Here is a 26,022-nt window from a genome sequence, read left to right as displayed (position 1 = left end):
CAGCATGAAAAAAATTTTAATCACTTTATTATTAGGAGTTTTTATGGGGTTACAAGCGAGCACTTTGACACACCAAGAAATCAATCAAGCTAAAGTCCCTGTGATTTATGAAGAAAACCACTTGTTGCCTATGGGGTTTATCCATTTAGCCTTTAGGGGGGGTGGGAGCTTAAGCGATAAAAACCAGTTGGGTTTGGCGAAACTATTCGCGCAAGTTTTAAACGAAGGCACTAAAGAGCTTGGCACGGTGGGATTTGCACAAGCTTTAGAGCAAAAAGCGATCAGTTTGAATGTGGATACCAGCACAGAAGATTTGCAAATCACTTTAGAATTTTTAAAAGAATACGAAGATGAAGCCATCATGCGCTTAAAAGAGCTTTTAAAATCCCCTAACTTCACACAAAACGCTTTAGAAAAAGTCAAAACCAGAATGTTGGCCCAACTTTTACAAAAAGAAAGCGATTTTGATTATCTGGCTAAACTGACTTTAAAGCAAGAACTTTTTGCTAACACCCCTTTAGCTAACGCAGCCTTAGGCACTAAAGAGAGTCTTCAAAAAATCAAGCTAGACGATTTGAAACAGCAATTTGCTAAGGTTTTTGAACTCAATAAACTCGTGGTGGTGCTTGGGGGCGATTTGAAAATCAATCAAACCCTTAAGCGTTTAGATAACGCCCTTAATTTCTTGCCGCAAGGTAAAGCGTATGAAGAGCCTTATTTTGAAACGAGCCATCAAAAGGGCGAAAAAATCCTCTATAAAGACACTGAACAGGCTTTCGTGTATTTTGGTGCACCCTTTAAAATCAAGGATTTAAAACAGGATTTAGCGAAATCTAAAGTCATGATGTTTGTGCTTGGGGGGGGTTTTGGCTCTCGTTTGATGGAAAAAATCAGGGTTCAAGAGGGCTTAGCTTATAGCGTGTATATCCGTTCTAATTTTTCTAAAGTGGCGCATTTTGCTAGCGGGTATTTACAAACCAAGCTCAGCACTCAAGCTAAAAGCGTTACCTTAGTTAAAAAAATAGTCAAAGAATTTATAGAAAAAGGCATGACGCAACAAGAATTAGACGACGCTAAAAAGTTTTTACTAGGCTCTGAGCCTTTAAGGAATGAAACGATCTCTAGCCGCTTGAACACCACTTACAATTATTTTTATTTAGGTTTGCCTTTAGATTTCAACCAAACGCTATTGGATCAAATCCAAAAAATGAGTTTGAAAGAGATCAATGATTTCATTAAAGAGCACACCGAAATCAACGACTTGACTTTTGCCATTGTGAGCCATAAAAAGAAGGACAAATGATGCCATTTGAAGCTGTAATCGGGCTAGAAGTCCATGTCCAACTCAACACCAAAACCAAAATCTTTTGCTCTTGCTCTACAAGCTTTGGGGAATCCCCTAATTCTAACACCTGCCCTGTATGTTTGGGCTTACCGGGGGCTTTACCGGTATTGAATAAAGAAGTGGTTAAAAAAGCCATCCAATTAGGCACAGCCATTGAAGCCAATATCAACCAATATTCCATTTTTGCAAGGAAAAATTATTTTTACCCTGATTTGCCTAAGGCTTATCAAATTTCGCAGTTTGAAGTCCCTATTGTGAGCGACGGGAAATTAGAAATTGACACTAAAGAAGGCGTAAAAATCGTGTGTATTGAAAGAGCCCACATGGAAGAAGACGCTGGTAAAAATATCCATGAGGGTAGCTATTCTTTAGTGGATTTGAACCGCGCTTGCACCCCTTTGTTAGAAATTGTCAGTAAGCCGGATATGCAAAGCAGTGAAGAAGCCATAGCATATTTGAAAAAGCTCCATGCTATCGTGCGTTTTATAGGGATTTCTGACGCGAACATGCAAGAGGGGAATTTCAGGTGCGATGCGAATGTATCCATTAGACCCAAAGGCGATAAAAAGCTTTACACGAGAGTGGAGATTAAAAACCTGAATAGCTTTAGATTCATCGCTAAAGCGATTGAATACGAGATAGAGCGCCAAAGCGCAGCGTGGGAAAGCGGGAGTTATAATGAAGAGGTGGTTCAAGAAACGCGCCTTTTTGACACCGCCAAAGGGATCACCCTTTCTATGCGCAATAAAGAAGAATCAGCGGATTATCGCTATTTTAAAGATCCGGATTTGTATCCTATTTTTATTGATGAAAAACTTTTAAAAGAAGCTCAAAAGATCAATGAATTGCCTAGCGCGAAAAAAACCCGCTACATGAAAGATTTTAACCTTAAAGAAGACGATGCGAATTTATTGGTGAGCGATCCTTTATTGGCGGAGTATTTTGAAAGCATGCTCAATCTTGGGGTTAAGGCTAAAACGAGCGTAACATGGCTTTGTGTGGAATTATTAGGGCGCTTGAAAGCCGAAACCACTTTAGAAAATTGTGGAGTGAGCGCTCATGTGTTAGGCGCTTTAGCCAAACATATTGATGAGGGCAAGATTTCTGGCAAGAGCGCTAAAGATGTGTTAGACAAGCTTTTAGAAGAGCAAGGGGGCGATGTGGATGCACTCATTGAACAAATGGGCTTGTCTCAAGTCAATGACACAGAAGCGATTGTTAAAGTGATAGAAGAGGTGCTTAAAAACAACGCTGATAAGGTGCTTGAATACAAAAGCGGTAAGGACAAGCTTTTTGGGTTTTTTGTGGGGCAGGCGATGAAAAATTTAAAAGGCGCTAATCCTAGCGTGGTGAATGCTATTTTGAAAGAGAAATTGGATTGATGAGGAAAATTTTTTCTTATGTTTTGAAGGCTTTGTTGTTTTTTGGGATCGTTTATGCAGAGCCTGAATCTAAAGTAGAAGCCCTAGAAGGGAAGAAACAAGAGTCTTCTTTGGATAAAAAAATCCGCCAAGAACTGAAGAATAAAGAATTGAAAAATAAAGAAGAAAAGAAAAACACCGAAGAAAAGAAAGAAGTAAAAGCCCAAAGAAAGCCCAGAGCAGAAGTCCATCATGGGGATGCCAAAAATCCCGCTCAAAAAATAACGCCTCCTAGAATCAAAGAGAGTGCTAAAGGCATACAAAATCAAGGCATACAAAGTCAAGGCATGCCAAATAACGCGCCAAAACCTAAAGAAAAAGATACAACCCCTCAAATTCTTGAAAAAAATAAGGGAGCAAGCCCTGGTTCTCAATTCAATTCCATTTTTGGCAATCCTAATGACGCTACCAACAACACCCTTGAAGATAAGGTCGTGGGGGGCATTTCTTTACTTGTTAATGGTTCGCCTATCACGCTATATCAAATCCAAGAAGAGCAAGAAAAATCTAAAGTGAGCAAAGCTCAAGCAAGGGATCGTTTGATCGCTGAACGCATTAAAAACCAAGAAATTGAGCGCTTAAAAATCCATGTAGATGACGACAAATTAGACCAAGAAATGGCGATGATGGCGCAACAACAAGGCATGGATTTAGACCATTTCAAACAAATGCTTATGGCTGAGGGGCATTATAAACTCTATAGGGATCAGCTTAAGGAGCATTTAGAAATGCAAGAATTGTTGCGTAATATCTTACTCACGAATGTGGATACCAGCTCTGAAACCAAAATGCGCGAATATTACAACAAGCACAAGGAGCAATTCAGTATGCCCACTGAAATAGAAACCGTGCGCTACACTTCCACCAATCAAGAAGATTTAGAAAGGGCTATGGCAGACCCTAATTTGGAAATTCCAGGGGTGAGTAAGGCTAATGAAAAAATAGAGATGAAAACCCTAAACCCTCAAATCGCTCAAGTCTTTATTTCGCATGAGCAAGGCTCTTTTACGCCCGTTATGAATGGGGGTGGGGGGCAGTTTATCACCTTTTATATCAAGGAAAAAAAGGGTAAAAACGAAGTGAGTTTCAGTCAAGCCAAGCAATTTATCGCCCAAAAATTAGTGGAAGAATCTAAAGATAAGATTTTAGAAGAGCATTTTGAAAAATTGCGCGTTAAGTCTAGGATTGTGATGATTAGAGAGTGATTTTTAGATTGTGCAACATTTCAATTTTCTCTATAAAGATTCTTTATTTTCTATCGCTTTATTCACTTTCATTATCGCTCTTGTTATTCTATTAGAACAGGCTAGGGTGTATTTCACCCAAAAGAAAAACAAAAAATTTTTACAAAAATTCGCCCAAAATCAAAACGCTTATGCGGGCAGTGAGAATTTAAGCGAGCTTTTAAAGCATACTAAAATTTCCAGTTTGATGTTTTTAGCCAGATTATATTCTAAAGCGGATGTGGAAATGAGTATTGAAATCTTAAAAGGGCTTTTGAATCGCTCCTTAAAAGATGAAGAAAAAATCACTGTTTTAGATTTATTAGCTGAAAATTATTTTAGTGTGGGGTATTTGCAAAAAACAAAAGACACCGTGAAAGAAATTTTGCGCTTTTCCCCAAGGAATGTGGGAGCGTTGTTGAAACTTTTGCATGCGTATGAATTAGAAAAAGATTATTCAAAGGCTTTAGAGACTTTGGAATGTTTGGAAGAATTAGAAGTGGTTGAAATTGAAACGATTAAAAATTACCTTTATCTTGTGCATTTAATAGAAAATAAGGAAGATGCGGCTAAAATCTTGCATGTTTCAAAGGCGTCGTCAGATTTGAAAAAAATCGCCTTGAATCACTTAAAATCGCATGATGAAAATCTTTTTTGGCAAGAAATTGATGCAACCGAGCGTTTAGAAAATGTGATCGATCTTTTATGGGATATGAATATCCCTGCTTCTATTTTAGAAAAACATGCCCTTTTGCAAGACATCGTGCGATCTCAAGGACTGCTTTTGGATAACAAGCCTTGCCAAGTTTTTGAATTAGAGGTTTTACGCGCTCTGTTGAATAGCCCTATAAAAGCGAGTCTGACTTTTGAATACCGCTGCAAGCATTGCAAACAAATCTTTCCTTTTGAAAGCCATAGGTGTCCTGTGTGTTACCAACTAGCGTTTATGGATACGGTGCTTAAAATTTCTAAAGAAACGCATGCTATGGGAGTGGATTGAATGCAAGAAATTGAAATTTTTTGCGATGGCTCTTCTTTAGGCAATCCTGGGCCAGGCGGTTATGCGGCGATTTTACGCTATAAAAATAAAGAAAAAATCATCAGCGGGGGCGAAGCATTCACCACGAATAACCGCATGGAATTAAGAGCGCTCAATGAAGCGTTAAAAGTTTTGAAACGCCCATGCAATATCACGCTTTATAGCGATTCGCAATACGTGTGCCAGGCGATCAATGTGTGGCTAGCTAACTGGCAAAAAAAGAATTTTTCTAAAGTCAAAAATGTGGATTTGTGGAAAGAATTTTTAGAAGTCTCTAAAGGACATTTGATTATGGCTGTTTGGATCAAGGGGCATAACGGGCATGCCGAGAACGAGCACTGCGATAGCCTCGCTAAATTAGAGGCGCAAAAACGGGTAAAAACGACCACTTAAAGGGAAAAATGATGAAAAACAAACGCTCTCAAAATAGCCCTTATGTAACGCCTAATAGCGCCTATACAACGCTAGAAAAAGCTTTAGGGTATTCTTTTAAAGACAAGCGTTTATTGGAGCAAGCTTTAACGCATAAATCATGCAAGCTCGCTTTAAACAATGAGCGCTTGGAATTTTTAGGCGATGCGGTGTTGGGCTTGGTGATAGGGGAGTTGCTATACCATAAATTCTATCAATACGATGAGGGAAAACTCTCTAAATTAAGGGCTTCTATTGTGAGCGCACATGGTTTTACTAAATTAGCGAAAGCGATCGCTTTACAAGATTATTTGCGCGTTTCTTCTTCTGAAGAAATTTCTAAAGGGAGAGAAAAACCCTCTATTTTATCAAGCGCTTTTGAGGCTTTAATGGCTGGGGTGTATTTAGAAGCGGGGTTAGCTAAGGTGCGTAAAATCATACAAAATTTACTCAATTGCGCTTACAAGCGTTTGGATTTGGAGCATTTGTTTATGGACTATAAAACCGCTTTACAGGAATTAACCCAAGCACAATTTTGCGTGATTCCCACTTACCAATTACTCAAAGAAAAAGGGCCAGACCATCATAAAGAATTTGAAATGGCGCTATACATTCAAGATAAAATCTATGCGACCGCTAAAGGCAAAAGCAAAAAAGAAGCCGAACAGCAATGCGCTTATCAAGCGCTTCAAAAACTTAAGGAAGCCAAATGAACACTTTGGGGCATTTTTTAAGACTCACGACTTTTGGGGAATCGCATGGGGATATGATAGGGGGGGTATTAGACGGCATGCCTAGCGGGATTAAAATAGACTATGCGCTATTAGAAAATGAAATGAAGCGCCGCCAAGGGGGGAGGAATGTTTTCACCACGCCACGAAAAGAAGACGATAAAGTGGAAATAACAAGCGGGGTTTTTGAAGATTTTAGCACAGGGACGCCCATAGGGTTTTTAATCCACAACCAAAGGGCTAGGAGCAAGGATTATGATAACATTAAACACCTTTTCAGGCCTAGCCATGCGGATTTCACTTATTTTCATAAATACGGCATCAGAGATTTTAGAGGTGGTGGGAGGAGTTCAGCCAGAGAGAGCGCTATAAGAGTGGCTGCTGGGGCGTTTGCTAAAATGCTTTTAAGAGAAATTGGTATTGTTTGTGAAAGCGGGATTATGGAAATAGGGGGTATTAAAGCCAAAAATTATGATTTTAATCACGCTTTAAAAAGCGAGATTTTTGCCCTAGATGAAGAGCAAGAAGAAGCGCAAAAAACAGCCATTCAAAACGCTATCAAAAACCACGACAGCATAGGGGGTGTGGCTTTGATTAGAGCGAGGAGCGCCAAAACAAATCAAAAGCTCCCCATTGGCTTAGGTCAAGGGCTATACGCTAAATTAGACGCTAAAATCGCTGAAGCGATGATGGGGCTAAATGGGGTGAAAGCGGTTGAAATAGGCAAGGGGGTAGAAAGCTCTTTATTAAAAGGCTCAGAGTATAACGATTTAATGAGTCAAAAAGGGTTTTTGAGCAATCGTAGCGGAGGGGTTTTAGGGGGCATGAGCAATGGGGAAGAAATTATCATTAAAGCGCATTTCAAACCCACGCCAAGCATTTTCCAACCTCAACAAACCATAGACATTAACAACAATGAATGCGAATGCTTGTTAAAGGGCAGGCATGATCCTTGCATTGCGATTAGAGGGAGTGTGGTGTGCGAGAGTTTGCTTTCATTGGTGTTGGCCGATATGGTATTACTCAATTTGACTTCAAAAATAGAGTATTTAAAAACGATTTATAATGAGAATTAAACGAAATTGGATACAATCAGCTTAAAAAGGATACGAAGTGGAAAAATTACCTAAAAAACGAGTTTCTAAAACCCGATCACAAAAACTTATCAATAGCCTGACAACCCAAAAAAACAGAGCCTTCCTCAAAAAAATCAGCGCTAATGAGATGCGTTTAGAATTAGAAAAAGGGGCGTTTAAAAAAAATGAAGCTTATTTTATTTCTGATGAAGAAGATAAAAATTATGTTTTAGTGCCAGATAATGTGATCTCTCTTTTGGCAGAAAACGCCAGAAAGGCTTTTGAAGCCAGGCTTAGGGCAGAATTAGAAAGGGATATTATCACCCAAGCGCCGATTGATTTTGAAGATGTGCGCGAAGTTTCCTTGCAATTATTAGAAAATTTACGCCAAAAAGACGGGAATTTGCCTAATATCAACACCTTAAACTTTGTCAAACAAATCAAAAAAGAACACCCTAATTTATTTTTTAATTTTGACAACATGTTCAAGCAACCCCCTTTCAATGAGAATCATTTTGAAAATTTTGACAATAGCGATGAGGAAAATTTTTAATGCAAACCATTGATTTTGAAAAATTTTCACAATATTCAAAGCCCGGGCCGCGATACACCAGTTACCCAACGGCGGTGGAATTTAAAGAAAATTTTAATGAAGAGAGCTTGAAGGCGGCGTTTTTTAACCATGACACTCTCAAAAACCCCATGCCCTTATCGCTTTATACGCATTTGCCCTTTTGCAGGAGCGCGTGTTATTTTTGCGCTTGTTCAGTCATTTACACAAGTTTAGAAGAGAAAAAAACCCGCTATATCAGCTACCTTAAAAAAGAACTCGATCTTTTAAAAAATGCGATGGATACCAACAGAGAAGTGGTGCAATTCCACTATGGAGGCGGCACGCCGACCTTTTTTTCGCCCAATCAATTAGATGAAATCACGCAAAGCATTCAAGAAGTTTTCCCTAATTTCAGTCAAGATATTGAGATGAGTTGTGAGATTGACCCCAGGCATTTCACTAAAGAACACATGCAAACCTTGTTTGATAGAGGGTTTAACCGCTTGAGTTTTGGGGTGCAGGATTTTGATTTTGAAGTCCAAAAAGCCATTCATAGGATCCAGCCTTTTGAAATGGTTCAAAAATCCGTGAAGCTCGCCAGAGATTACGGCATCAAATCCATTAATTTTGATTTGATTTATGGCTTACCCAACCAGACTAAAGAGAGTTTTTTAAAGACTTTGGAGTTAGTTTTGAAACTGGATCCGGACCGATTAGCGGTGTTTAATTACGCACATGTGCCTTGGGTGAAAAAAACGATGCGTAAAATTGATGAAACCTTATTGCCAAGCCCTAGAGACAAGCTAGAGATTTTAGAATCCCTCATTAGTTTTTTAGAAAAAGCCAATTACCAAATGATAGGCATGGATCATTTCGCTAAAAGCGATAATGAATTGTATCTAGCCCTTCAAAAAGCAGAATTGCGCCGTAATTTTCAAGGCTATACCACTAAGAAATTCACCCAAACGATTGGCATTGGCGTTACGAGCATTGGCGAAGGGAGCGATTATTACACGCAAAATTATAAGGACTTGCACCACTATGAAAAAGCCCTTGATTTGGGGCATTTACCGGTAGAAAGGGGTGTGGTGCTCACCAAAGAAGATGCGTTAAGAAAAGAAGTGATCATGCAAATGATGAGTAATTTAAAATTGGATTACTTTAAGATTGAAGAAAAATTTTCTATTGATTTTAAAGCGCATTTTAAAAAAGAGTTAGAAAAATTAAAGCCTTATGAAGAAGCGGGCTTGCTTTCTTTTAACGCTAAAGGATTTGAGATGACCAAAACAGGGGGCATGCTCGTAAGAAACATGGCGATGGAGTTTGACGCGTATTTGCGTGGGGGCGAAAAACATTTCAGTAAAACGCTATGAACGGGAATATTTTTGAAGAAGTAGGGGACGCTTGCGTTAAATGCGCTAAATGCGTGCCAGGTTGCACCATATACCGCATTCATAAAGACGAAACGACTTCGCCTAGAGGCTTTTTAGATTTGATGCGCTTAAACGCTCAAAACAAGCTCCAATTAGACACAAATTTAAAACACCTTTTAGAAACTTGTTTTTTATGCACCACTTGCGTGGAAATTTGCCCCTTTCATTTGCCCATAGACACTTTAATAGAAAAAGCCAGAGAAAAAATCGCTCAAAAATACGGCATTGCTTGGTATAAAAAATCCTATTTTTCCCTTTTAAAAAACCGAAAAAAAATGGATAGGGTGTTTTCGGTGGCGCATTTTTTAGCCCCTTGTGTTTTCAAGCAAGTGGGGGATAGTTTAGAGCCTAGAGCTGTATTTAAGGGCTTATTCAAACGCTTTAAAAAAAGCGCGTTGCCTCCTTTAAACCAAAAAAGTTTTTTACAAAAGCATGCAGAAATTAAGCCTTTAGAAAACCCCATTCAAAAAGTGGCGGTTTTTATAGGGTGCTTGAGCAATTACCATTACCAGCAAGTGGGGGAAAGCTTGTTGTATATTTTAGAAAAACTCAACATTCAAGCGATCATCCCTAAGCAAGAATGCTGCTCAGCGCCTGCGTATTTTACCGGCGATAAAGACACCACGCTTTTTTTAGTGAAAAAAAACATAGAATGGTTTGAAAGCTATCTAGATGAAGTGGATGCGATCATTGTGCCTGAAGCCACATGCGCTAGCATGCTCATCAACGATTATTACAAGGTGTTTTTAGGCGAAAAAGATAAGGATTTGTATGTGAAGCGTCTGGAAAAAATCACGCCTAAAATCTATCTGGCGAGCGTGTTTTTAGAGAAACACACCCCTTTAAAAAATCTTTTAGAAAAAATCCCTAAAGGAAAAAAAGAGGCTATCACCTACCATAACCCTTGCCATGCCAAAAAAACCCTAAACGCTTATAAAGAAGTGCGAAACTTGCTTAATCCGCATTATGAAATTAAAGAAATGCCGGATAATTGTTGCGGTTTTGGGGGGATTACGATGCAAACAGAAAAAGCGGGATTTTCTTTAAAAGTGGGGCTTCTTAGGGCTAAAGAAATCATGGACACTAAAGCTAGAATCATAAGCGCTGAATGCGGGGCATGCCATATGCAACTTAATAACGCCTTAAAGTCTTTAGATGACCCTAACACCCCACAATTTTTGCACCCTTTAGAACTCATCGCTAAAGCTTTAAAAAGCGCCAAATAAAAAGCCTTTTAACCCCACTTTCCAACATCTTTTTATATAATACAGAACTTTAACACCACTATTAAGGAATAAGAAATGTCAGAAATCAGCACCTACACACTCATTAAAGAAAAATTGCAAAAGATACCCAACCAACGCCATAAAGGGAGCTTGTTTGAAAAAATTTCTATGCGTTTTTTAAAAGAGCATGACAGCGCCAACGAATACGAGTCTATTAAGCTTTGGAGCGAGTGGGAATTGAATCAAAAAGAAAGGGATCGAGGGATTGATATAGTGATTACAACGACTTCAAAAGAATACATCGCCGTGCAATGCAAATTCCATCAAGACAAAATCTTGCTTAACGAAATTGTGACTTTTTTAAGCAAATTGCAAAGCGGGGTAGGGGAGGTTAGGTTTAAAAAAGGGATCATCATCTCCACTTCTGATTTAAGCTCTAACGCTCTTAAAGAAATTGAACAAATCAGAAGCACAGGAATGGAAATTGATGAAATCACTGAAGAGGATTTTATCAATTCTCAGATTGATTGGGAAAAGTTTGATCCCACAACGCAAAGCGAACTCCCCTTGTGCGATAAGAAAACGCCACGCAAGCACCAAATAGAAGCGATTGAAGCCACCAAAGAGTATTTTTCTGACCCTAAAAACACTAGAGGCAAGCTCATTATGGCATGCGGGACAGGCAAAACCTACACTTCTTTAAAAAATCATGGAAAGCTTAGATCCCAAAATCACGCTTTTTTTAGTGCCAAGCATCGCTTTGCTTTCTCAAACTTTTAGAGAATACGCGCAAGAAAAAAGCGAGCCTTTTTACGCTTCTATCGTGTGCAGCGATGATAAAGTCGGAAAAAGCACAAAAAATAAAAGCGATGATGGGATAGATGATATCCAATTAACTGAACTCCCCTTAAAGCCTTCCACTCGCCTTGAAGACATTTTAAGCACTTATGAAAAAGCGCAAAAAGAAAACAAGCGCTTCATCATTTTTTCCACTTATCAAAGCGCGTTGCGTATCAAAGAAGCGCAAGAAGCGGGTTTAAAAGAAATCGATCTCATTATTTGCGATGAAGCCCACAGAACGGTAGGGGCTATGTTCTCTAGTAATGAGAGGGACGATAAAAACGCTTTCACGCTTTGCCATAGCGATGAAAACATCAAAGCTAAAAACGCCTTTATATGACCGCCACGCCTAAAATTTATAGCGAAAGCTCTAAAGATAAAGCCAAAGAGAAAGATAATGTTATCTATTCTATGGACGATGCGGATACTTTTGGCGAAGGAATCTACACGCTCAATTTTGAACAAGCGATCGCTTCTGATCTCTTAACAGATTATAAAGTCATCATTTTAGCGGTGCGAAAAGAAAATCTAAGCGGTGTGACTAACAGCGTGAATAAAAAGATCAGTCAGCTTGACGCTAAAGGCACTAAACTGGATAAAAAGCTTATTAATAACGAATTTGTTTGTAAGATTATCGGCACTCATAAAGGGTTAGCCAAACAGGATTTAATCGCTTTAGACTATGAAAACAAAGAAGATGACGGCCTTGCAACTAAAGAAGACGAAAAGCCCTCTGAAAGAGCCATAAGCTTTTGTAAAAGCATCAAAACGAGCAAGAACATTAAAGACTCCTTTGAAACGATTATGGAATGCTATGATGAAGAACTCAAGAAAAAGAGTTTTAAAAACACAAAAATCAGCATCGATCACATTGATGGCACCATGAATTGTAAGCACAGGCTGGAAAAATTAGAAGAACTCAATGCATACGAACACAAAACTTGTAAGGTTTTAAGCAACGCTAGGTGTTTGAACGAAGGGGTGGATGTCCCGGCACTGGATAGCATTGTCTTTTTTGATGGTAAAAGCACGATGGTGGATATTATCCAAGCGGTGGGTAGGGTGATGCGCAAAGCCAAACACAAGAAAAAAGGCTATATCATTTTGCCTATCGCTTTAGAAGAGAGTGAAATCCAAAACTTAAACGAAGCCGTCAATAACACCAATTTCAAAAACATTTGGAAAGTGCTTAAAGCCTTAAGAAGCCATGATTCAAGCCTGGTTGATGAAACCACTTTCAGAGAAAAAATCAAAGTCTTTGGAAGCGATGATGAAAAACATCAAGACGATGAATCGCTGCAAGAAAATACAACCCAACAAACCCAAAACGATTCCAAACAAGCCCAAAAAACCCTTTTTGACGCTATCTTATTGCAAGATCTAGCAAACGCTGTGTATAATGTCATGCCCACTAAATTAGGGGACAAGCAATATTGGGAAAATTTCGCTAAAAAAACGGGCAATATCGCAAGAACCTTGAATAACCGCTTGAAAGATATTTTTGAAAAAAACCCTGAAATTTTCCACGACTTTTTGGATTCCTTAAGAGGCAATATCCATTCAAACATCAAAGAAGATGAAGCCTTAGACATGATCACCTCTCATATCATCACTAAGCCCATTTTTGATGCGATTTTTGGGGACAATATCAAAAACCCTATTTCTAAAGCGCTGGATAAAATGGTTCAAAAACTCTCCACTTTGGGCTTACAAGGAGAAACTAAAGATCTGAAAAACTTCTATGAAAGCGTGAAAACCGAAGCCACGCGCGCCAAAAGCCACAAAAGCCAACAACAACTCATTAAAACCCTTTATGGCACTTTCTTTAAAGAAGCCTTTAAAAAGCAAAGCGAAAAACTGGGGATTGTTTATACGCCTATAGAGGTGGTGGATTTCATTTTAAGAGCCACGAACGGCCTTTTGAAAAAGCATTTCCATACGGATTTTAACGATAAAAACATCACGATTTTTGATCCCTTCACCGGCACCGGGAGTTTTATCGCTCGTTTGCTTTCCAAAGAAAATAATCTCATTAGCGATGGAGCCTTAAAAGAGAAGTTTGATAACCATTTGTTCGCTTTTGACATCGTGCTTTTAGCGTATTATATCGCTTTAATCAATATCACCCAAGCTGCGCAAAATAGGGACGGATCGTTAAAAGATTTCAAAAACATCGCGCTCACGGACAGCTTGGATTATTTAGAAGAAAAAAACAATAAGTGGGTGGTGTTCCCGATTTTTGAAGATTTGAAAGAAAACAAAGAAATCAAATCCACTATAGCTAACAAAAACATCAGAGTCATCATCGGCAACCCGCCTTATTCAGCCGGCTCCAAGAGCGAGAACGATAACAACCAAAACCTTTCACACCCAAAGCTTAAAGAAGAAGTTTATGAAAAATACGGGAAAAATTCCACTTCTAAAAGTAGCGGCAGAACCACAAGAGACACGCTCATCCACAGCATTTATATGGCGAGCGAGGTTTTAAAAGATAGGGGGGTGCTAGGCTTTTGTGGTGAATGGGGGTTTTATTGATGCTAAAAGCGCGGACGGGTTCAAGAAATGCGTGGCAAAAGATTTTGCGCATCTTTATGTGCTGAATTTGAGAGGGAATACTAGAAATTCAGGCGAGATTGCTAAAAAAGAGGGAGGGAAAATCTTTGGCAGCGGATCGAGAGCGACCATAGCGGTTATCTTTTTTGTGAAAGATAAAAGCGTAAAAAATGACGCCGAGATCCATTACTACGATATTGGGGATTATTTGAAAAGAGAGGAGAAACTCCATAAGCTTGAGCGATTTGAAAATTTGGATTCTGTGCCTTTTGAAAAAATTATTCCCAACGCCAAAGGCGATTGGATCAACCAAAGAGATGACGCTTTTGAAAAGCTCATCCCTTTAAAACGAGACAAAAACAACAACAGCATTTTTGATTTCAATTCTAATGGCGTGAACACTGGCCGTGATGTCTGGGTGTATAATTTTTCTTCAAACGCTTTGACGCAAAATGCGCAAAAAATGATTGACACTTATAACGCTGATTTGAAGCGCTTTAACGAGCGCTTCAGAGAAGCTTTCAAGCAATGCACCCAAAACATTAAATCAGACGATCGTTACAAACACCTTGTGGATAGCGAAATCACCACCGATAAAACGAAAATTGCTTGGACTCGTGGTTTGAAAAACAAGCTCATTAAAAATCAAAATCTGCCAGAAAGTAGTGAGGAGCGCGTGAGATTGGCGTTGTATCGCCCTTTTAACAAGCAATGGCTTTATTGGGATAAGGATTTAATAAACAGACTAGGACAATTTTCAAAAATTTTCCCCAATAATAAAACAGCCCAAAATGTGGTGATTAATACAACAACAAAAGGAAAATTTAGCGCAATTGTAGGGGACGCTATCTCCGATTACTCCTTTATAGGCAATGCCAACGCTTACCCTTTGTATCATTACGATGAATTAGGGAACCGCACTTATGCCATTAGCGGTTTTTGCCTCAATCTTTTTAGGAAGCATTACCAGGATCATTCTATCGTTGAAGAAGAGATTTTTTATTACATTTATGCGATTTTCCACCATAAAGGCTATTTAGAAAAATACAAAAATTCCCTTGAAAAAGAAGATCCGCGCATCGCTTTGAGCCTGGATTTTAAAGAACTCTCCATTCTTGGCAAAGAATTGGCCGAGTTGCACCTTAACTATGAGAGCGAGGAAATGCATGAAAGCGTTCAATACGGCATACTGAAGGACGCAGAAGCGGGGGATTATTATGATGTCAATAAAATGAAAAAAGAAGAAGACCGCATCATTTATAACCAAAACATCACCATCACTCAAATCCCTAAAAAAGCCTTTGACTATGTCATTAATGGCAAAAGCGCGATTGATTGGGTGATCGAACGCTATCAAAAGACGATGGATAAAGACAGCCTGATTGAAAACAACCCGAACGATTACGCTGGCGGAAAATATGTTTTTGAACTTGTTTGTAGGGTCATCAAACTTTCTGTAAAAAGCGTGGATTTGATAGAAAAGATCAGCGAAAAGAAGTTTGAGTGAAAAACCAACAATAAAAAGGGTATAAAAGAGCGTGAAAACAAACGCTTTTTATACCCCACTATCTTTACAATTACCCTAAAATCCCCCCAAAAACAGAAAAATCAACAGCACAAAACCCGCTAAAACCCCCTAAAAATTTAAAATTTTAAGTTTTAGAGGTGTTTTTCTTAAGAATTTAGGTTTTTTATAGATTATTATGTTATTATTATACGAAATGTAGACTTTTAGAAGGAAAAATGTTGTATGAAAAAGTTTGTAGTGTTTAAAACGCTCTGTTTATCGGTAGTGTTAGGTCATAGTCTTTTGGCAGCAGAAGGCAGCACAGAAGTGCAAAAGCAATTGGAAAAACCAAAAGAGTATAAAGCAGTCAAAGGCGAGAAAAACGCTTGGTATTTGGGGATTAGCTATCAAGTCGGTCAGGCTTCGCAAAGCGTTAAAAACCCCCCCAAAAGCAGTGAGTTCAACTACCCTAAGTTCCCTGTGGGTAAAACCGACTATTTGGCCGTTATGCAAGGCTTAGGGCTTACTGTGGGTTATAAGCAGTTTTTTGGGGAAAAAAGATGGTTTGGTGCACGCTATTACGGCTTTATGGATTACGGGCATGCCGTGTTTGGAGCGAACGCTTTGACCTCAGATAATGGTGGGGTGTGCAAACTCAATGAGCCATGTGCGACAAAAGTAGGGACAATGGGCAATCTGTCTGACATGTTCACTTATGGTGTGGGTATTGACACTTTATACAATGTCATTAATAAAGAGGATGCGAGTTTTGGATTCTTTTTTGGGGCTCAAATCGCGGGTAACTCTTGGGGGAATACGACAGGGGCGTTTTTGGAAACGAAAAGCCCTTACAAGCACACCTCCTATAGCCTTGATCCAGCGATTTTCCAATTCCTTTTCAATTTAGGGATTCGCACCCATATTGGTCAGCATCAAGAATTTGACTTCGGCGTGAAGATTCCCACTATCAATGTTTATTATTTTAACCATGGGAATTTGAGCTTCACTTACCGCCGTCAATACAGCCTTTATGTGGGGTATCGTTACAATTTCTGATTTAAAACGCTTGTTTTTCTTTAATTGGATTTTCCAATTAGAGTTTTCTCACACAATCTCTTGCTTTCTCTTGAAACATTTTTAAAAGTTTTTTGAAAATTAGAATTAAAATCTTTTTAATCATGTTATGATAGTTCAAAAATTTAACAAGGATTAAGCATGCCCTATTCCTCTAAAATCCAATCCCTTTCAGAATCCGCGACGATCGCTATCAGCACACTCGCTAAAGAATTGAAATCGCAAGGAAAAGATGTTTTAAGTTTTTCAGCGGGCGAGCCTGATTTTGACACCCCGCAAGCGATTAAAGATGCGGCCATCAAAGCCCTAAATGACGGCTTTACAAAATACACTCCAGTGGCTGGAATCCCTGAATTATTAAAAGCGATCGCTCATAAATTGAAAAAAGAAAACCACTTGGATTATGAACCGAGTGAAATTCTAGTGAGCAATGGCGCTAAGCAAAGCCTGTTCAACGCGATTCAAGCCTTAGTAGAAGAGGGCGATGAGGTGATTATCCCTGTGCCTTTTTGGGTAACTTACCCTGAGCTTGTGAAATACAGCGGCGGGGTGAGTCAATTCATTCAAACCGATGAAAAAAGCCGCTTTAAAATCACCCCTAAGCAGCTTAAAGACGCTTTAAGCCCCAAAACAAAAATGCTCATTCTCACCACCCCATCAAACCCTACCGGCATGCTTTATAGTAGGGCGGAATTAGAGGCTTTAAGCGAGGTTTTAAAAGACACTCCAATTTGGGTGCTCAGCGATGAAATTTATGAAAAGCTTGTTTATAAGGGGGAGTTTGTTTCTTGCGCGGCGGTGAGTGGAGAGATGGAAAAACGCACCATTACCATTAACGGCTTGAGCAAGTCAGTAGCGATGACAGGCTGGCGTATGGGCTATGCGGCGAGCAAGGATAAAAAATTAGTCAAATTGATGAATAACTTGCAAAGCCAATGCACTTCCAATATCAATTCTATCACACAAATGGCTTCTATTGTGGCGCTTGAAGGGTTGGTGGATAAAGAAATTGAAACGATGCGTCAGGCTTTTGAGAAACGCTGTCATTTAGCCCACGCCAAAATCAATGCGATTGAAGGGCTGAAGGCTTTAAAACCTGATGGGGCGTTTTATCTTTTTATCAACATTGGCGGTCTTTGTGGGGGGGATTCAATGCGATTTTGCCATGAATTATTAGAAAAAGAAGGCGTGGCGTTAGTGCCTGGAAAGGCTTTTGGATTGGAAGGTTATGTCCGTTTGTCTTTTGCATGCTCAAAAGAACAGATTGAAAAGGGGATTGAACGCATCGCTCGCTTTGTCCAATCAAAAGGATAAAAAGAATTTTTAAAATAAAACGAATTTTTAAAAGGGGGGGATTTTAATCTTGTTTAAAATTTTATATTGCAGTTTTAGTGGCATAGTGGTATAATAGTCAGATTTAAAAGTTTGAAAAGTGCAGTTTTCATAACTAAATAAATTTTTAAGAGGAAAAATATGGCAATTACATTTGATAACAACAACAATAACTCTGACAATAACTTTAACTTTGAATGGCAAATACTTTTTGACAAAATCAATAATAGCTCGCCTTTTGGGATTATTAGAGAATTTTCCGATCCATTTTCATCTCTACCCCAACTAAGACAATTTTTAGATAACAAGCGTCATTTTATAGGGTTTGTTGAGATTGATTGTAACTTTAACGAAAGCTTGTTTTTCGTATATGAAAATGAGCCAAGCACGACATTCAATTTAAAAAACTACTTGCTAGTGTTAGCCAATTGCTAGTGTTAGCCAAAATGCATTGTGATCCAAAAGTGGTTTGTTATTGCAAAAATAAGCAAGACACACAAAACACCGACACAAAAGAGATAGAACGCATGAGTGTAACAAGTCATGATTTTGGAAAGAAATTGAACTCTATAAATGTTGAACTTTCAAACCATGATACTTTTGTTCAATCTCTTTTTGTTCAATCTCTTTTAAAATTAGGGTCTTTTTTGCATGGAGAAACTATTGAGTGTTTTTATAATAATTTAACAAACTATCTACCAGTTACCTTGAAACCTTGGTTTCCACCTATTCCAGCGGAGATAGAGGAGTATAGAAAAAATACGACATCGGATCCAAATTATAATCCTTTCTACTATAGGCAAAGCTCTGCACAAAACATTAAAATCAATGAAATCGCTAAAGATTTAGAAAGTGGTAAGATAGTTGGTAAAAAAATTATCAACAATGCTTTATCGGGTGTTAGCTGTTGTTTCATGGATGATGAGAATTTAAAGAATTTAAAAAAGTTGCTATCACAAGATCAAATAAATCTATCAAATGCGATTACAAAGGTCATCAATCAAGCAGAGAATCCAAATGGGATAAATCTTACTTCTGAGATCAATCTTACTTCCGCCATAATTGTTGAATATCATTTCCGTGATAACACATTCCATTTTATCTTTAATGTTAGCAATAACTCCAACTTCTCAAACGGAAAATTAAGATTAACTATTGAAGTGCCTAGAGTAGCATTAGAAAATATTAAGTTACCTGAAACAAAAGAAATATATGTTAATCAAGGGTATATAAACATTTTTATAAATACATTGACATGGGCTATCAATGAGGGTTTTTATATTATTGAAGGAATAAAACAAGAGCTTTATCACTCTGTTGGTCATTAACTAAACCCCAATGAAACACCCCCTAGAGGAATTAAAAGACCCTATAGAAAATCTTTTGCTATGGATTGGGCGTTTTTTGCGTTACAAATGCACAAGCCTGTCTAATTCCCAAGTGAAAGAACAAAACAAAGTTTTTGAATGCTTGAACGAACTAAATCAAGCGTTCATCTGCTCAAGCCAATTAGAAAAAGTTTGTAAAAAAGCCCGTAACGCCGGATTACTCGGGATCAACACCTACGCATTGCCCCTACTCAAATTTTACGAATACGCAAAAAAGATTTCTTTAAAATCGCTCAAAAATATAGACGAAGTCATGTTGGCTGAATTTTTGAGCGTTTATACCGGGGGTTTGAGTTTAGCCACTAAGAAAAATTACAGGATCGCCCTACTCGGGCTTTTTAGCTACATAGACAAGCAAAATCAAGATGAAAATGAAAAATCTTATATTTATAATATCACGCTTAAAAATATCAGCGGAGCGAATCAAAGCGCAGGCAACAAGCTCCCTACTCATTTAAATAATGAAGAATTAGAAAAATTTTTAGAGAGCATTGATAAAATAGAAATGTCCGCTAAAGTGCGTGCACGAAACCGCCTGCTCATTAAAATCATCGTTTTTACAGGCATGCGATCTAATGAAGCCTTACAGCTTAAAATAAAGGATTTTACTTTAGAAAATGGCTGTTATACGATTGTGATTAAAGGTAAGGGCGATAAATACAGAGCGGTGATGCTAAAAGCTTTCCACATTGAAAACCTTTTAAAAGAATGGCTCATGGAGAGGGAATTATATCCCATTAAAAATGATTTATTGTTTTGTAACCAAAAAGGCAGTGCTTTAACGCAAGCTTATTTGTATAAGCAAGTGGAACGCATCATCAATTTTGCAGGACTCAGGCGAGAAAAAAACGGAGCGCACATGTTAAGGCATTCTTTTGCGACCTTGCTTTATCAAAAACGCCATGATTTGATTTTAGTTCAAGAAGCTCTAGGGCATGCGAGCTTGAACACCAGCAGGATTTACACGCATTTTGACAAGCAGCGTTTAGAAGAAGCGGCGAGCATTTGGGAAGAAAATTAAAAACACCCTTCTACTCCCTTAAAAAAATGATTTTTACCATAAAATAACTAAAACCCCATTTTTTAAGAAATTAAAAAGTTTTTAGCTTGCTGGTTTAAAATTTTGCTTTCAAATTCTAACAGCCACTTTTTGACTTCTACGCCCCCATTATACCCCCCTAAAGCGCCATTTTTACGCACCACTCTATGACAAGGCACGATCAAAGAAATAGGGTTATTGCGGTTAGCATTGCCAATAGCTCTGCAAGATCTAGGGTTATTAATAAGCTTTGCGATTTCATCGTAACTTTTTGTTTTGCCATAAGGGATAGCCATTAACGCAGACCAAACTTGTTTTTGAAAAAAAGTCCCTATCAAATCCAAAGGCGCATTAAATTCAAAAAGTTGTCCCAAAAAATAACGCTCCAAGGCTTGAACGCTGAGTTTTAATGGGGTATTCATAGGAGTGTTATGAGAAAAATTTGTTGTATCAAAATCCAATCTTAACAAATGGCTCTCATTAGCACACAAATGCAAACACTCTAAAGGGAAACTTTTAGGGGTCTTAAAATAGTAGTGGTATAAAGCCATCAATTAAAAAAAGAGTTTGTATAAAACAATCAATAGCGACAAACCATACACCCCTAAAATCAAAGCTTTATGCATTTTTTCATTCAAAAGCCCCATGATCCATTTAATCCCAACGCTCACGCCCATAACAGAGCCTAATCCCACAACCGCTCCTGCTAAGAGCACTTCCTTATTGATGATGTGGTGATAGATTAAAGAAAAAGCTCCTGAAATAGAAGAAAACAAGATGAAAAACAACCCTAGCGCCACGCATTTTTTAGAATCATACCCTAAAAAATAATGCATCAAAGGCACCATTAGCATCCCCCCACCAATCCCTAAAGTGATAGCAAAAAACCCTGTGAGCACGCCAATTAAGAATAATTTTAAACCTTGCAAATGATAGCGTTTAGTGTCCGCTATAAAATCTTTTTTTTTAGGTTTCAAAACAAATTGGATCATAGAATACACGACTAAAAGCGCGAAAATAACCATTAAAATTTTACTGGAAACGACTTTTAAAATGAATCCGCTAAAACTCGCCCCTATTAGCCCCCCTGCCCCTATCAACAAGCCTAAAGAAAAATCAAGCGATTTTTTTTTGAAATTCAAAACAGAGCCAACGAACGATGAAAGCGCCATTTGCAAAATGGAAATACCAATGGATTCTTCAAAAGAATGCCCGGTTGCGAGCATGATAGGGACAATGATCATCCCCCCACCAATGCCAAAAATCCCTGATAGAATGCCAGTAAAAAGCCCTATCGCTATGTATAACGCATAAATATCCATAAAAACCCTTAAAAAAGTAAAAACCCCTCTTAAAAGAAAATTAAAAAGCGATTAGCCCTACTCGCATGCGTTGTTTTTGCAACACAAAACATGCGAATCTTCATTGGGTTCGCTGACTGAGAGGTTTCTTAATTCATAAGCCAATTTGATAGACGCTGTAGCTTCATCCAAGCCAAACCCCCCTTGAGCTAAAATCTGTTTGTAGCTTTCTATATACAGATTATCAAAGCTCTGCGTTAGATTGACTTCTTCGCCCTCTAGGATCATTTTATGATAAACTTTTTCTTTAGCCACTCCCATGTGTTCTGGATTGATGGAAAAAAACCACCTTATTTTGGCATGCTCTAAAAAGAGTATCCCCCCTACGCAACTAGGCTCTTCTCTATTGATAACCTTGTCTTTAACGCCTCCAAACAAATACATTAAAGCGTCAAAAATATTCACCCCCATTTGAGTGGCTAACCCCCCACTCCTATTCACATCCGCTCGCCATGAAGAAAAATACCATTTCCCTTGAACGCTGATATAAGTGAGTGTGATGTCAAACACCTTGCTAGGGTTTTTGTCTAATTCGCTCTTAATTTTTTCTTTTAAAGCCAGCGTGTCGCAATGCAGGCGTAAGGGTAAAAGACTAAACACCCTTTTTTGGTATTTCACCTCCAAATCTTTCAATTCTTGTATTTCGCCAGGGTCTAAAATCAAAGGTTTTTCACAAATCACATGCATGCCGTATTTCAGCCCGAAACGGATGTGATCAAAATGCGTGTGTGTGGGCGTGCACACACTCAAATAGTTGATTTCTTTACCTATCGCCTTAGATTGTTCTAAATATTCTTCAAAATCTTCAATATTTGTAAAAAACTCTGATTGCGGGAAATACTCATCTAAAACCCCCACGCTATCATGAATATCAAAAGAGCAATCCAAAAAATGCCCTGTATCTCTAATCGCTTGCAAGTGCTTGGGAGCGATAAACCCCCCTGAACCAATCATAGCAAAAAGCATTCATCTTCCTTAAATAATTTTGAATCTCATTTTAGCAAAGATTAGCTTATTTAAGCTTATATTATTGGCAATTAAAACACTCCACCGATCGATCCAGCACGCTTTTTTCATCTATGCTAGGGCTTTCGCTGCGCAAATAATAAGTGGATTTTAACCCTAATTTCCAAGCGAGCGTGTAGATTTCATGCAAGGTTTTACCGCTAGCGTTTTCTATGCGTAAAAACACATTAATGCTTTGACCTTGATCGATCCACTTTTGGCGCACGGCCGCTGCTTTAATCAAATCTTTAGCATCAATATCATAGGCTGATGTGTAAAAATTCCAGGTTTCTAAATTCAAATTAGGCACTACAACAGGAATAAGCCCGCTCAAATTTTCTTCAAACCATTTTTTCTTATAAATGGGCTCAATCGTTTGGGTTGTGCCCACTAAAATAGAAATGGAGCTTGTGGGAGCGATCGCCATTAAATAGCCATTACGCATGCCATTGGCTTTGATTTTTTCTCTCAAACCTTGCCAATCACAAGTGTGGTTAAAAAGCCCTTTTTCGGTGAGTTTTAAGGCTTCATTATTGGCTTTATCAATGGGGAAAATCCCCTTACTCCATTCTGAATTTTCAAAATCCTTATAAACCCCTTTTTCTTTCGCTAAATTCGCGCTCGTGTCAATCGCATGGTAGCTGATTTGTTCCATTAAAGCGTCAATTTTTTCTAAATGCTCTCTAGACCCCCAAGCGATTTGATGTTCTGCGAGCATTTGCGCTTCACCCATAACCCCTAACCCTATGGCTCTATTTTGTAAATTGGTGGCTTTGACTTTGCGGTTGGGGTAGAAATTCAAATCAATCACATTGTCTAAAAGCCTAACCATGATCGGCACAACCCTTTTAATGTCTTCTTCAGTGTTGATCTTGCTTAAATTGATGCTCGCTAGATTGCACACCGCTGTTTGCCCGTCTTTAGCGACTTTAGTAGCGATATAGATTTGCTTGCCCTTAAGAATATCGGTGCTAGTGAGCTTGTTGGCGCATTTAGTGATATGATTATCTGTCGTTACCAACTGCTTTTCTTCAAAAAACTCTATGGCGCCATCGGTGTATTCTATTTGCATGCAGTAGTGGTTAGGCGCGGTATTTTGAAAAATTTCCGTGCACAGATTGCTGGATCGAATAATGCCTGCATGAGCGTTCGGGTTGCACCGATTAGCGTTATCTTTAAAGGCTAAGAAAGGCAAGCCGGCTTCAAAATAATTCATTAAGATTTTTTTCCATAAATCTTTAGCGTTAATGTATTCTTTAATGATTTTAGGATCTTTTTCATACTCTAAATAGCGTTTTTCAAAATCCTGCCCATAAAGCTCAGTCAAATCCTTACACTCATAAGGGTCAAACAAAGTCCACATCGCATCTTCTAAAACCCTTTTCATAAACAAATCGCACACCCAAAGAGCCGGAAATAAGTCGTGTGCTCTTCGCCTTTCATCGCCGCTATTTTTCCTTAAATCAATGAACTCCATCACATCAATGTGCCAAATTTCCAAATAGACCGCAATTGCGCCCTTTCGTGTGCCTAATTGATCCACCGCAATCGCCACATCATTAGCGATTTTTAAAAAAGGGATCGTGCCAGCGCTCGCATTTTTATGCCCATCAATATAACTCCCAATAGAGCGCACCAAAGAAAAATCCCAGCCAATCCCTCCGCCGTATTTGGACAACAGCGCCATTTCCTTATAGCTGTCAAAAATCCCCTCAATATTATCCGGCGTGCTGCCAATATAGCATGAACTTAGCTGGTGTTTAGTGGTGCGAGCGTTCGCTAGAGTGGGAGTCGCGCACATCGCTTCAAACTTGCTTAAAACTTCATAAAATTCTAAAGCGATTTTATTGGGTTCTTGTTCGTTTTGCGCTAAAAACATCGCAATGCTCATAAACATGTGTTGGGGCAATTCAATAGGGTTGTTGTTGGCGTCTTTTAACAAATAGCGATCATACAAGGTTTTAATCCCTAAATAATTGAACTGGAAATCCCTTTCAGGCTTGATCTGGCTATTTAAAAACTCTAAATCAAATTTTTCCTTAAAGCCCTTAAGGATGCGGCCCTTTTCTTCAGCGTTTTCAAAATACTCTTTCAAATGCCTATACCCTGTAAAACCACTTACTTTATGGTATAAATCATACAAAAAAAGCCTTGAAGCGACAAAGCTCCAATTGGGCGTGTCAATATCTATCTTATCCACAGCGGTTTTAATCAAAGTTTGCTGGATTTCTTCAGTAGTGATCTTGTCCCTAAATTGCAACCTCGCATCCACTTCCAGCTCACTTTGACTCACGCCCTCTAAATTGTCCGTAGCGTCCTTAGTGTATTTTTGGATTTTTGTAATGTCCAAAGGCTCAATGCGCCCGTTTCGTTTAACCACCGTAATCAAAATTTTTCCTTAAATTTGAATTAAATCGTTTGTTTTTTAAATTTGGAATTGTATCAATAAAAAACTTAAGAAAAAGAAAAGTTCAAGTTGGATCTGTTCTATTAATGAGAATGAGTTTTAAAGTTTTTTAATTTTTTATACCCCCTCCATTTAATGGCACTTGGGTTAAATCACCACCCTAATTTAGTGCAAAGCTTAAGAAAACATTGAAACCCAAAAATGACCAAACACTCTACAAGAAAGTTGCTAGGATGCCCAAAATACGCCGAAATTTCATGCATAGCGGCAACAAAGGGCATTATTGAAAGCACCATATAAAAATCCCTTAGTCTCGCTCCTAACACAGCATCATAAAACGCGCCAAAAAACCTAGCCTTAAAAATGGCTTTAAAAAACTTAGGGAACCCTTGCCAAGTTTCAGCAATTAAATAACCTGCCGACCTGCCTTTCGGGCTGAACAAGAGATTAGACAACAAAGCCGCTATTAGAGCCATTAGCCACAAATAATAGCTATTTTTAGGGTCAAAGGTCGAATCGCTAGCTGAACCATTGATGTGATAAAAAATCCTAGTGGTTATAGAGAGACATCCCCCATAGACTAGAGACACTGCCCATTGATATTCGGAGATGCTCAAACGCTCTTTTGAGCCATTCAAGTTCTCTTTTGTAGTATCCATATTATTTCCTTTCCCCCAATCACCTTGGCTCATTTAAGATTACCAAGCATGCCCAAAACTATAGCCGTAATCATAAAAATCACGGATAGGTTCTCTTGGGGCTTGTGGCTCTTTAGTTTGAGGCTCTCTGTCTATAAAATCACGGATAAAATCTTCTACCCTATCGCCTATTTCCCGACCAAGCTGACCCCCAATCGCAGCTCCTAACGGCCCTCTAGCAGCTCCCATTGCTGAACCAATATCTCCTCCCATATCTCTACCAAACTGACCCCTTGCCTCTATTCTAGGACCAGCTATAGCCGTATTAGCCATTGCACCGCATAAAACCACTACACAACTAAATGTTTTCAATCCACTCATAACAAATCCTTTCATAAAATTGAGATTCAAGGCATGTTT

At 38.6% G+C, this 26,022-nt stretch carries 18 protein-coding genes and 3 pseudogenes; 15 read left to right on the top strand and 6 right to left on the bottom strand.

Annotated features, from left to right (window positions below; translation table 11 throughout):
* Positions 1-4: 4 nt before the first annotated feature.
* The 15 genes and pseudogenes from AA974_RS03220 (at position 5) to xerH (ending at position 20,173) form a co-directional block, all read left to right on the top strand.
* Complete coding sequence (locus AA974_RS03220; RefSeq protein ID WP_064433394.1) at positions 5-1,303, top strand: M16 family metallopeptidase; 1,299 nt, start codon at positions 5-7, stop codon at positions 1,301-1,303.
* Positions 1,303-2,727, top strand: coding sequence for an Asp-tRNA(Asn)/Glu-tRNA(Gln) amidotransferase subunit GatB (gene gatB / locus AA974_RS03215; RefSeq protein WP_196207234.1), 1,425 nt, complete (start codon positions 1,303-1,305; stop codon positions 2,725-2,727). The genes AA974_RS03220 and gatB overlap by 1 nt, the downstream gene beginning before the upstream one ends.
* On the top strand, positions 2,727-3,971 hold the full coding sequence (locus AA974_RS03210; RefSeq protein ID WP_064433392.1) for a SurA N-terminal domain-containing protein: 1,245 nt from the start codon (positions 2,727-2,729) through the stop codon (positions 3,969-3,971). The genes gatB and AA974_RS03210 overlap by 1 nt, the downstream gene beginning before the upstream one ends.
* 10 nt (positions 3,972-3,981) lie before the next feature.
* Positions 3,982-4,989: a hypothetical protein gene (locus tag AA974_RS03205; RefSeq protein WP_064433391.1), complete on the top strand. Its 1,008-nt coding sequence runs from the start codon at positions 3,982-3,984 to the stop codon at positions 4,987-4,989.
* Positions 4,990-5,458: pseudogene (rnhA, locus tag AA974_RS03200) on the top strand (ribonuclease HI).
* Positions 5,433-6,152, top strand: a complete 720-nt coding sequence (gene rnc, locus AA974_RS03195) for a ribonuclease III (protein ID WP_064433389.1) — start codon at positions 5,433-5,435, stop codon at positions 6,150-6,152. Before rnhA ends, rnc begins: the two are co-directional and overlap by 26 nt.
* Complete coding sequence (gene aroC / locus AA974_RS03190) at positions 6,149-7,246, top strand: chorismate synthase (protein ID WP_064433388.1); 1,098 nt, start codon at positions 6,149-6,151, stop codon at positions 7,244-7,246. Before rnc ends, aroC begins: the two co-directional genes overlap by 4 nt.
* 37 nt (positions 7,247-7,283) lie before the next feature.
* Positions 7,284-7,799 (top strand): DUF2603 domain-containing protein, encoded by a 516-nt coding sequence (locus tag AA974_RS03185; protein WP_064433387.1) that lies wholly within the window; start codon positions 7,284-7,286, stop codon positions 7,797-7,799.
* The gene (hemN, locus tag AA974_RS03180) at positions 7,799-9,172 is read left to right on the top strand and encodes an oxygen-independent coproporphyrinogen III oxidase (protein WP_064433386.1); all 1,374 of its coding nucleotides are present in this window, start codon (positions 7,799-7,801) and stop codon (positions 9,170-9,172) included. The genes AA974_RS03185 and hemN overlap by 1 nt, the downstream gene beginning before the upstream one ends.
* Positions 9,169-10,458: a (Fe-S)-binding protein gene (locus AA974_RS03175; RefSeq protein ID WP_064433385.1), complete on the top strand. Its 1,290-nt coding sequence runs from the start codon at positions 9,169-9,171 to the stop codon at positions 10,456-10,458. Before hemN ends, AA974_RS03175 begins: the two co-directional genes overlap by 4 nt.
* Before the next feature lie 75 nt (positions 10,459-10,533).
* Positions 10,534-15,358, top strand: a pseudogene (locus tag AA974_RS07925) (type ISP restriction/modification enzyme).
* A gap of 243 nt (positions 15,359-15,601) precedes the next feature.
* Entirely contained in the window at positions 15,602-16,414 is an 813-nt protein-coding gene (locus AA974_RS03160; protein ID WP_064433384.1) for an outer membrane protein, read from the top strand.
* 159 nt (positions 16,415-16,573) lie between these two features.
* Positions 16,574-17,746: a pyridoxal phosphate-dependent aminotransferase gene (locus tag AA974_RS03155; RefSeq protein ID WP_064433383.1), complete on the top strand. Its 1,173-nt coding sequence runs from the start codon at positions 16,574-16,576 to the stop codon at positions 17,744-17,746.
* A 159-nt stretch (positions 17,747-17,905) separates the two neighbouring features.
* A pseudogene (locus tag AA974_RS03145) lies at positions 17,906-19,092 on the top strand (hypothetical protein).
* Positions 19,093-19,102: 10 nt separating this feature from the next.
* Positions 19,103-20,173, top strand: coding sequence for a tyrosine recombinase XerH (xerH, locus tag AA974_RS03140; RefSeq protein ID WP_064433380.1), 1,071 nt, complete (start codon positions 19,103-19,105; stop codon positions 20,171-20,173).
* A 62-nt stretch (positions 20,174-20,235) separates the two neighbouring features.
* On the opposite strand, the gene AA974_RS03135 is transcribed toward xerH, so the two are convergent.
* The 6 genes from AA974_RS03135 to AA974_RS03110 form a co-directional block, all read right to left on the bottom strand.
* Entirely contained in the window at positions 20,236-20,742 is a 507-nt protein-coding gene (locus tag AA974_RS03135) for a methylated-DNA--[protein]-cysteine S-methyltransferase (protein ID WP_064433379.1), read from the bottom strand.
* Between the two features lie 3 nt (positions 20,743-20,745).
* Positions 20,746-21,513, bottom strand: a complete 768-nt coding sequence (locus AA974_RS03130) for a sulfite exporter TauE/SafE family protein (RefSeq protein ID WP_064433378.1) — start codon at positions 21,511-21,513, stop codon at positions 20,746-20,748.
* Between the two features lie 57 nt (positions 21,514-21,570).
* A complete protein-coding gene (locus AA974_RS03125) occupies positions 21,571-22,518 on the bottom strand; it encodes a Gfo/Idh/MocA family protein (RefSeq protein ID WP_064433377.1) in 948 nt (315 codons plus the stop codon).
* 61 nt (positions 22,519-22,579) lie between these two features.
* Positions 22,580-24,946, bottom strand: coding sequence for a ribonucleoside-diphosphate reductase subunit alpha (locus AA974_RS03120; protein ID WP_064433376.1), 2,367 nt, complete (start codon positions 24,944-24,946; stop codon positions 22,580-22,582).
* A gap of 170 nt (positions 24,947-25,116) precedes the next feature.
* Positions 25,117-25,623: a hypothetical protein gene (locus AA974_RS03115; protein ID WP_064433375.1), complete on the bottom strand. Its 507-nt coding sequence runs from the start codon at positions 25,621-25,623 to the stop codon at positions 25,117-25,119.
* A 39-nt stretch (positions 25,624-25,662) separates the two neighbouring features.
* Complete coding sequence (locus AA974_RS03110) at positions 25,663-25,998, bottom strand: hypothetical protein (protein WP_064433374.1); 336 nt, start codon at positions 25,996-25,998, stop codon at positions 25,663-25,665.
* Between the last annotated feature and the right edge of the window lie 24 nt (positions 25,999-26,022).

The sequence above is a fragment of the Helicobacter pylori genome (genome assembly GCF_001653475.1).
Taxonomy (GTDB): Bacteria; Campylobacterota; Campylobacteria; order Campylobacterales; family Helicobacteraceae; genus Helicobacter; species Helicobacter pylori_CM.
Note: the sequence above shows the minus strand (reverse complement) of the source record. Positions and strands in the feature narration are given on the sequence as shown.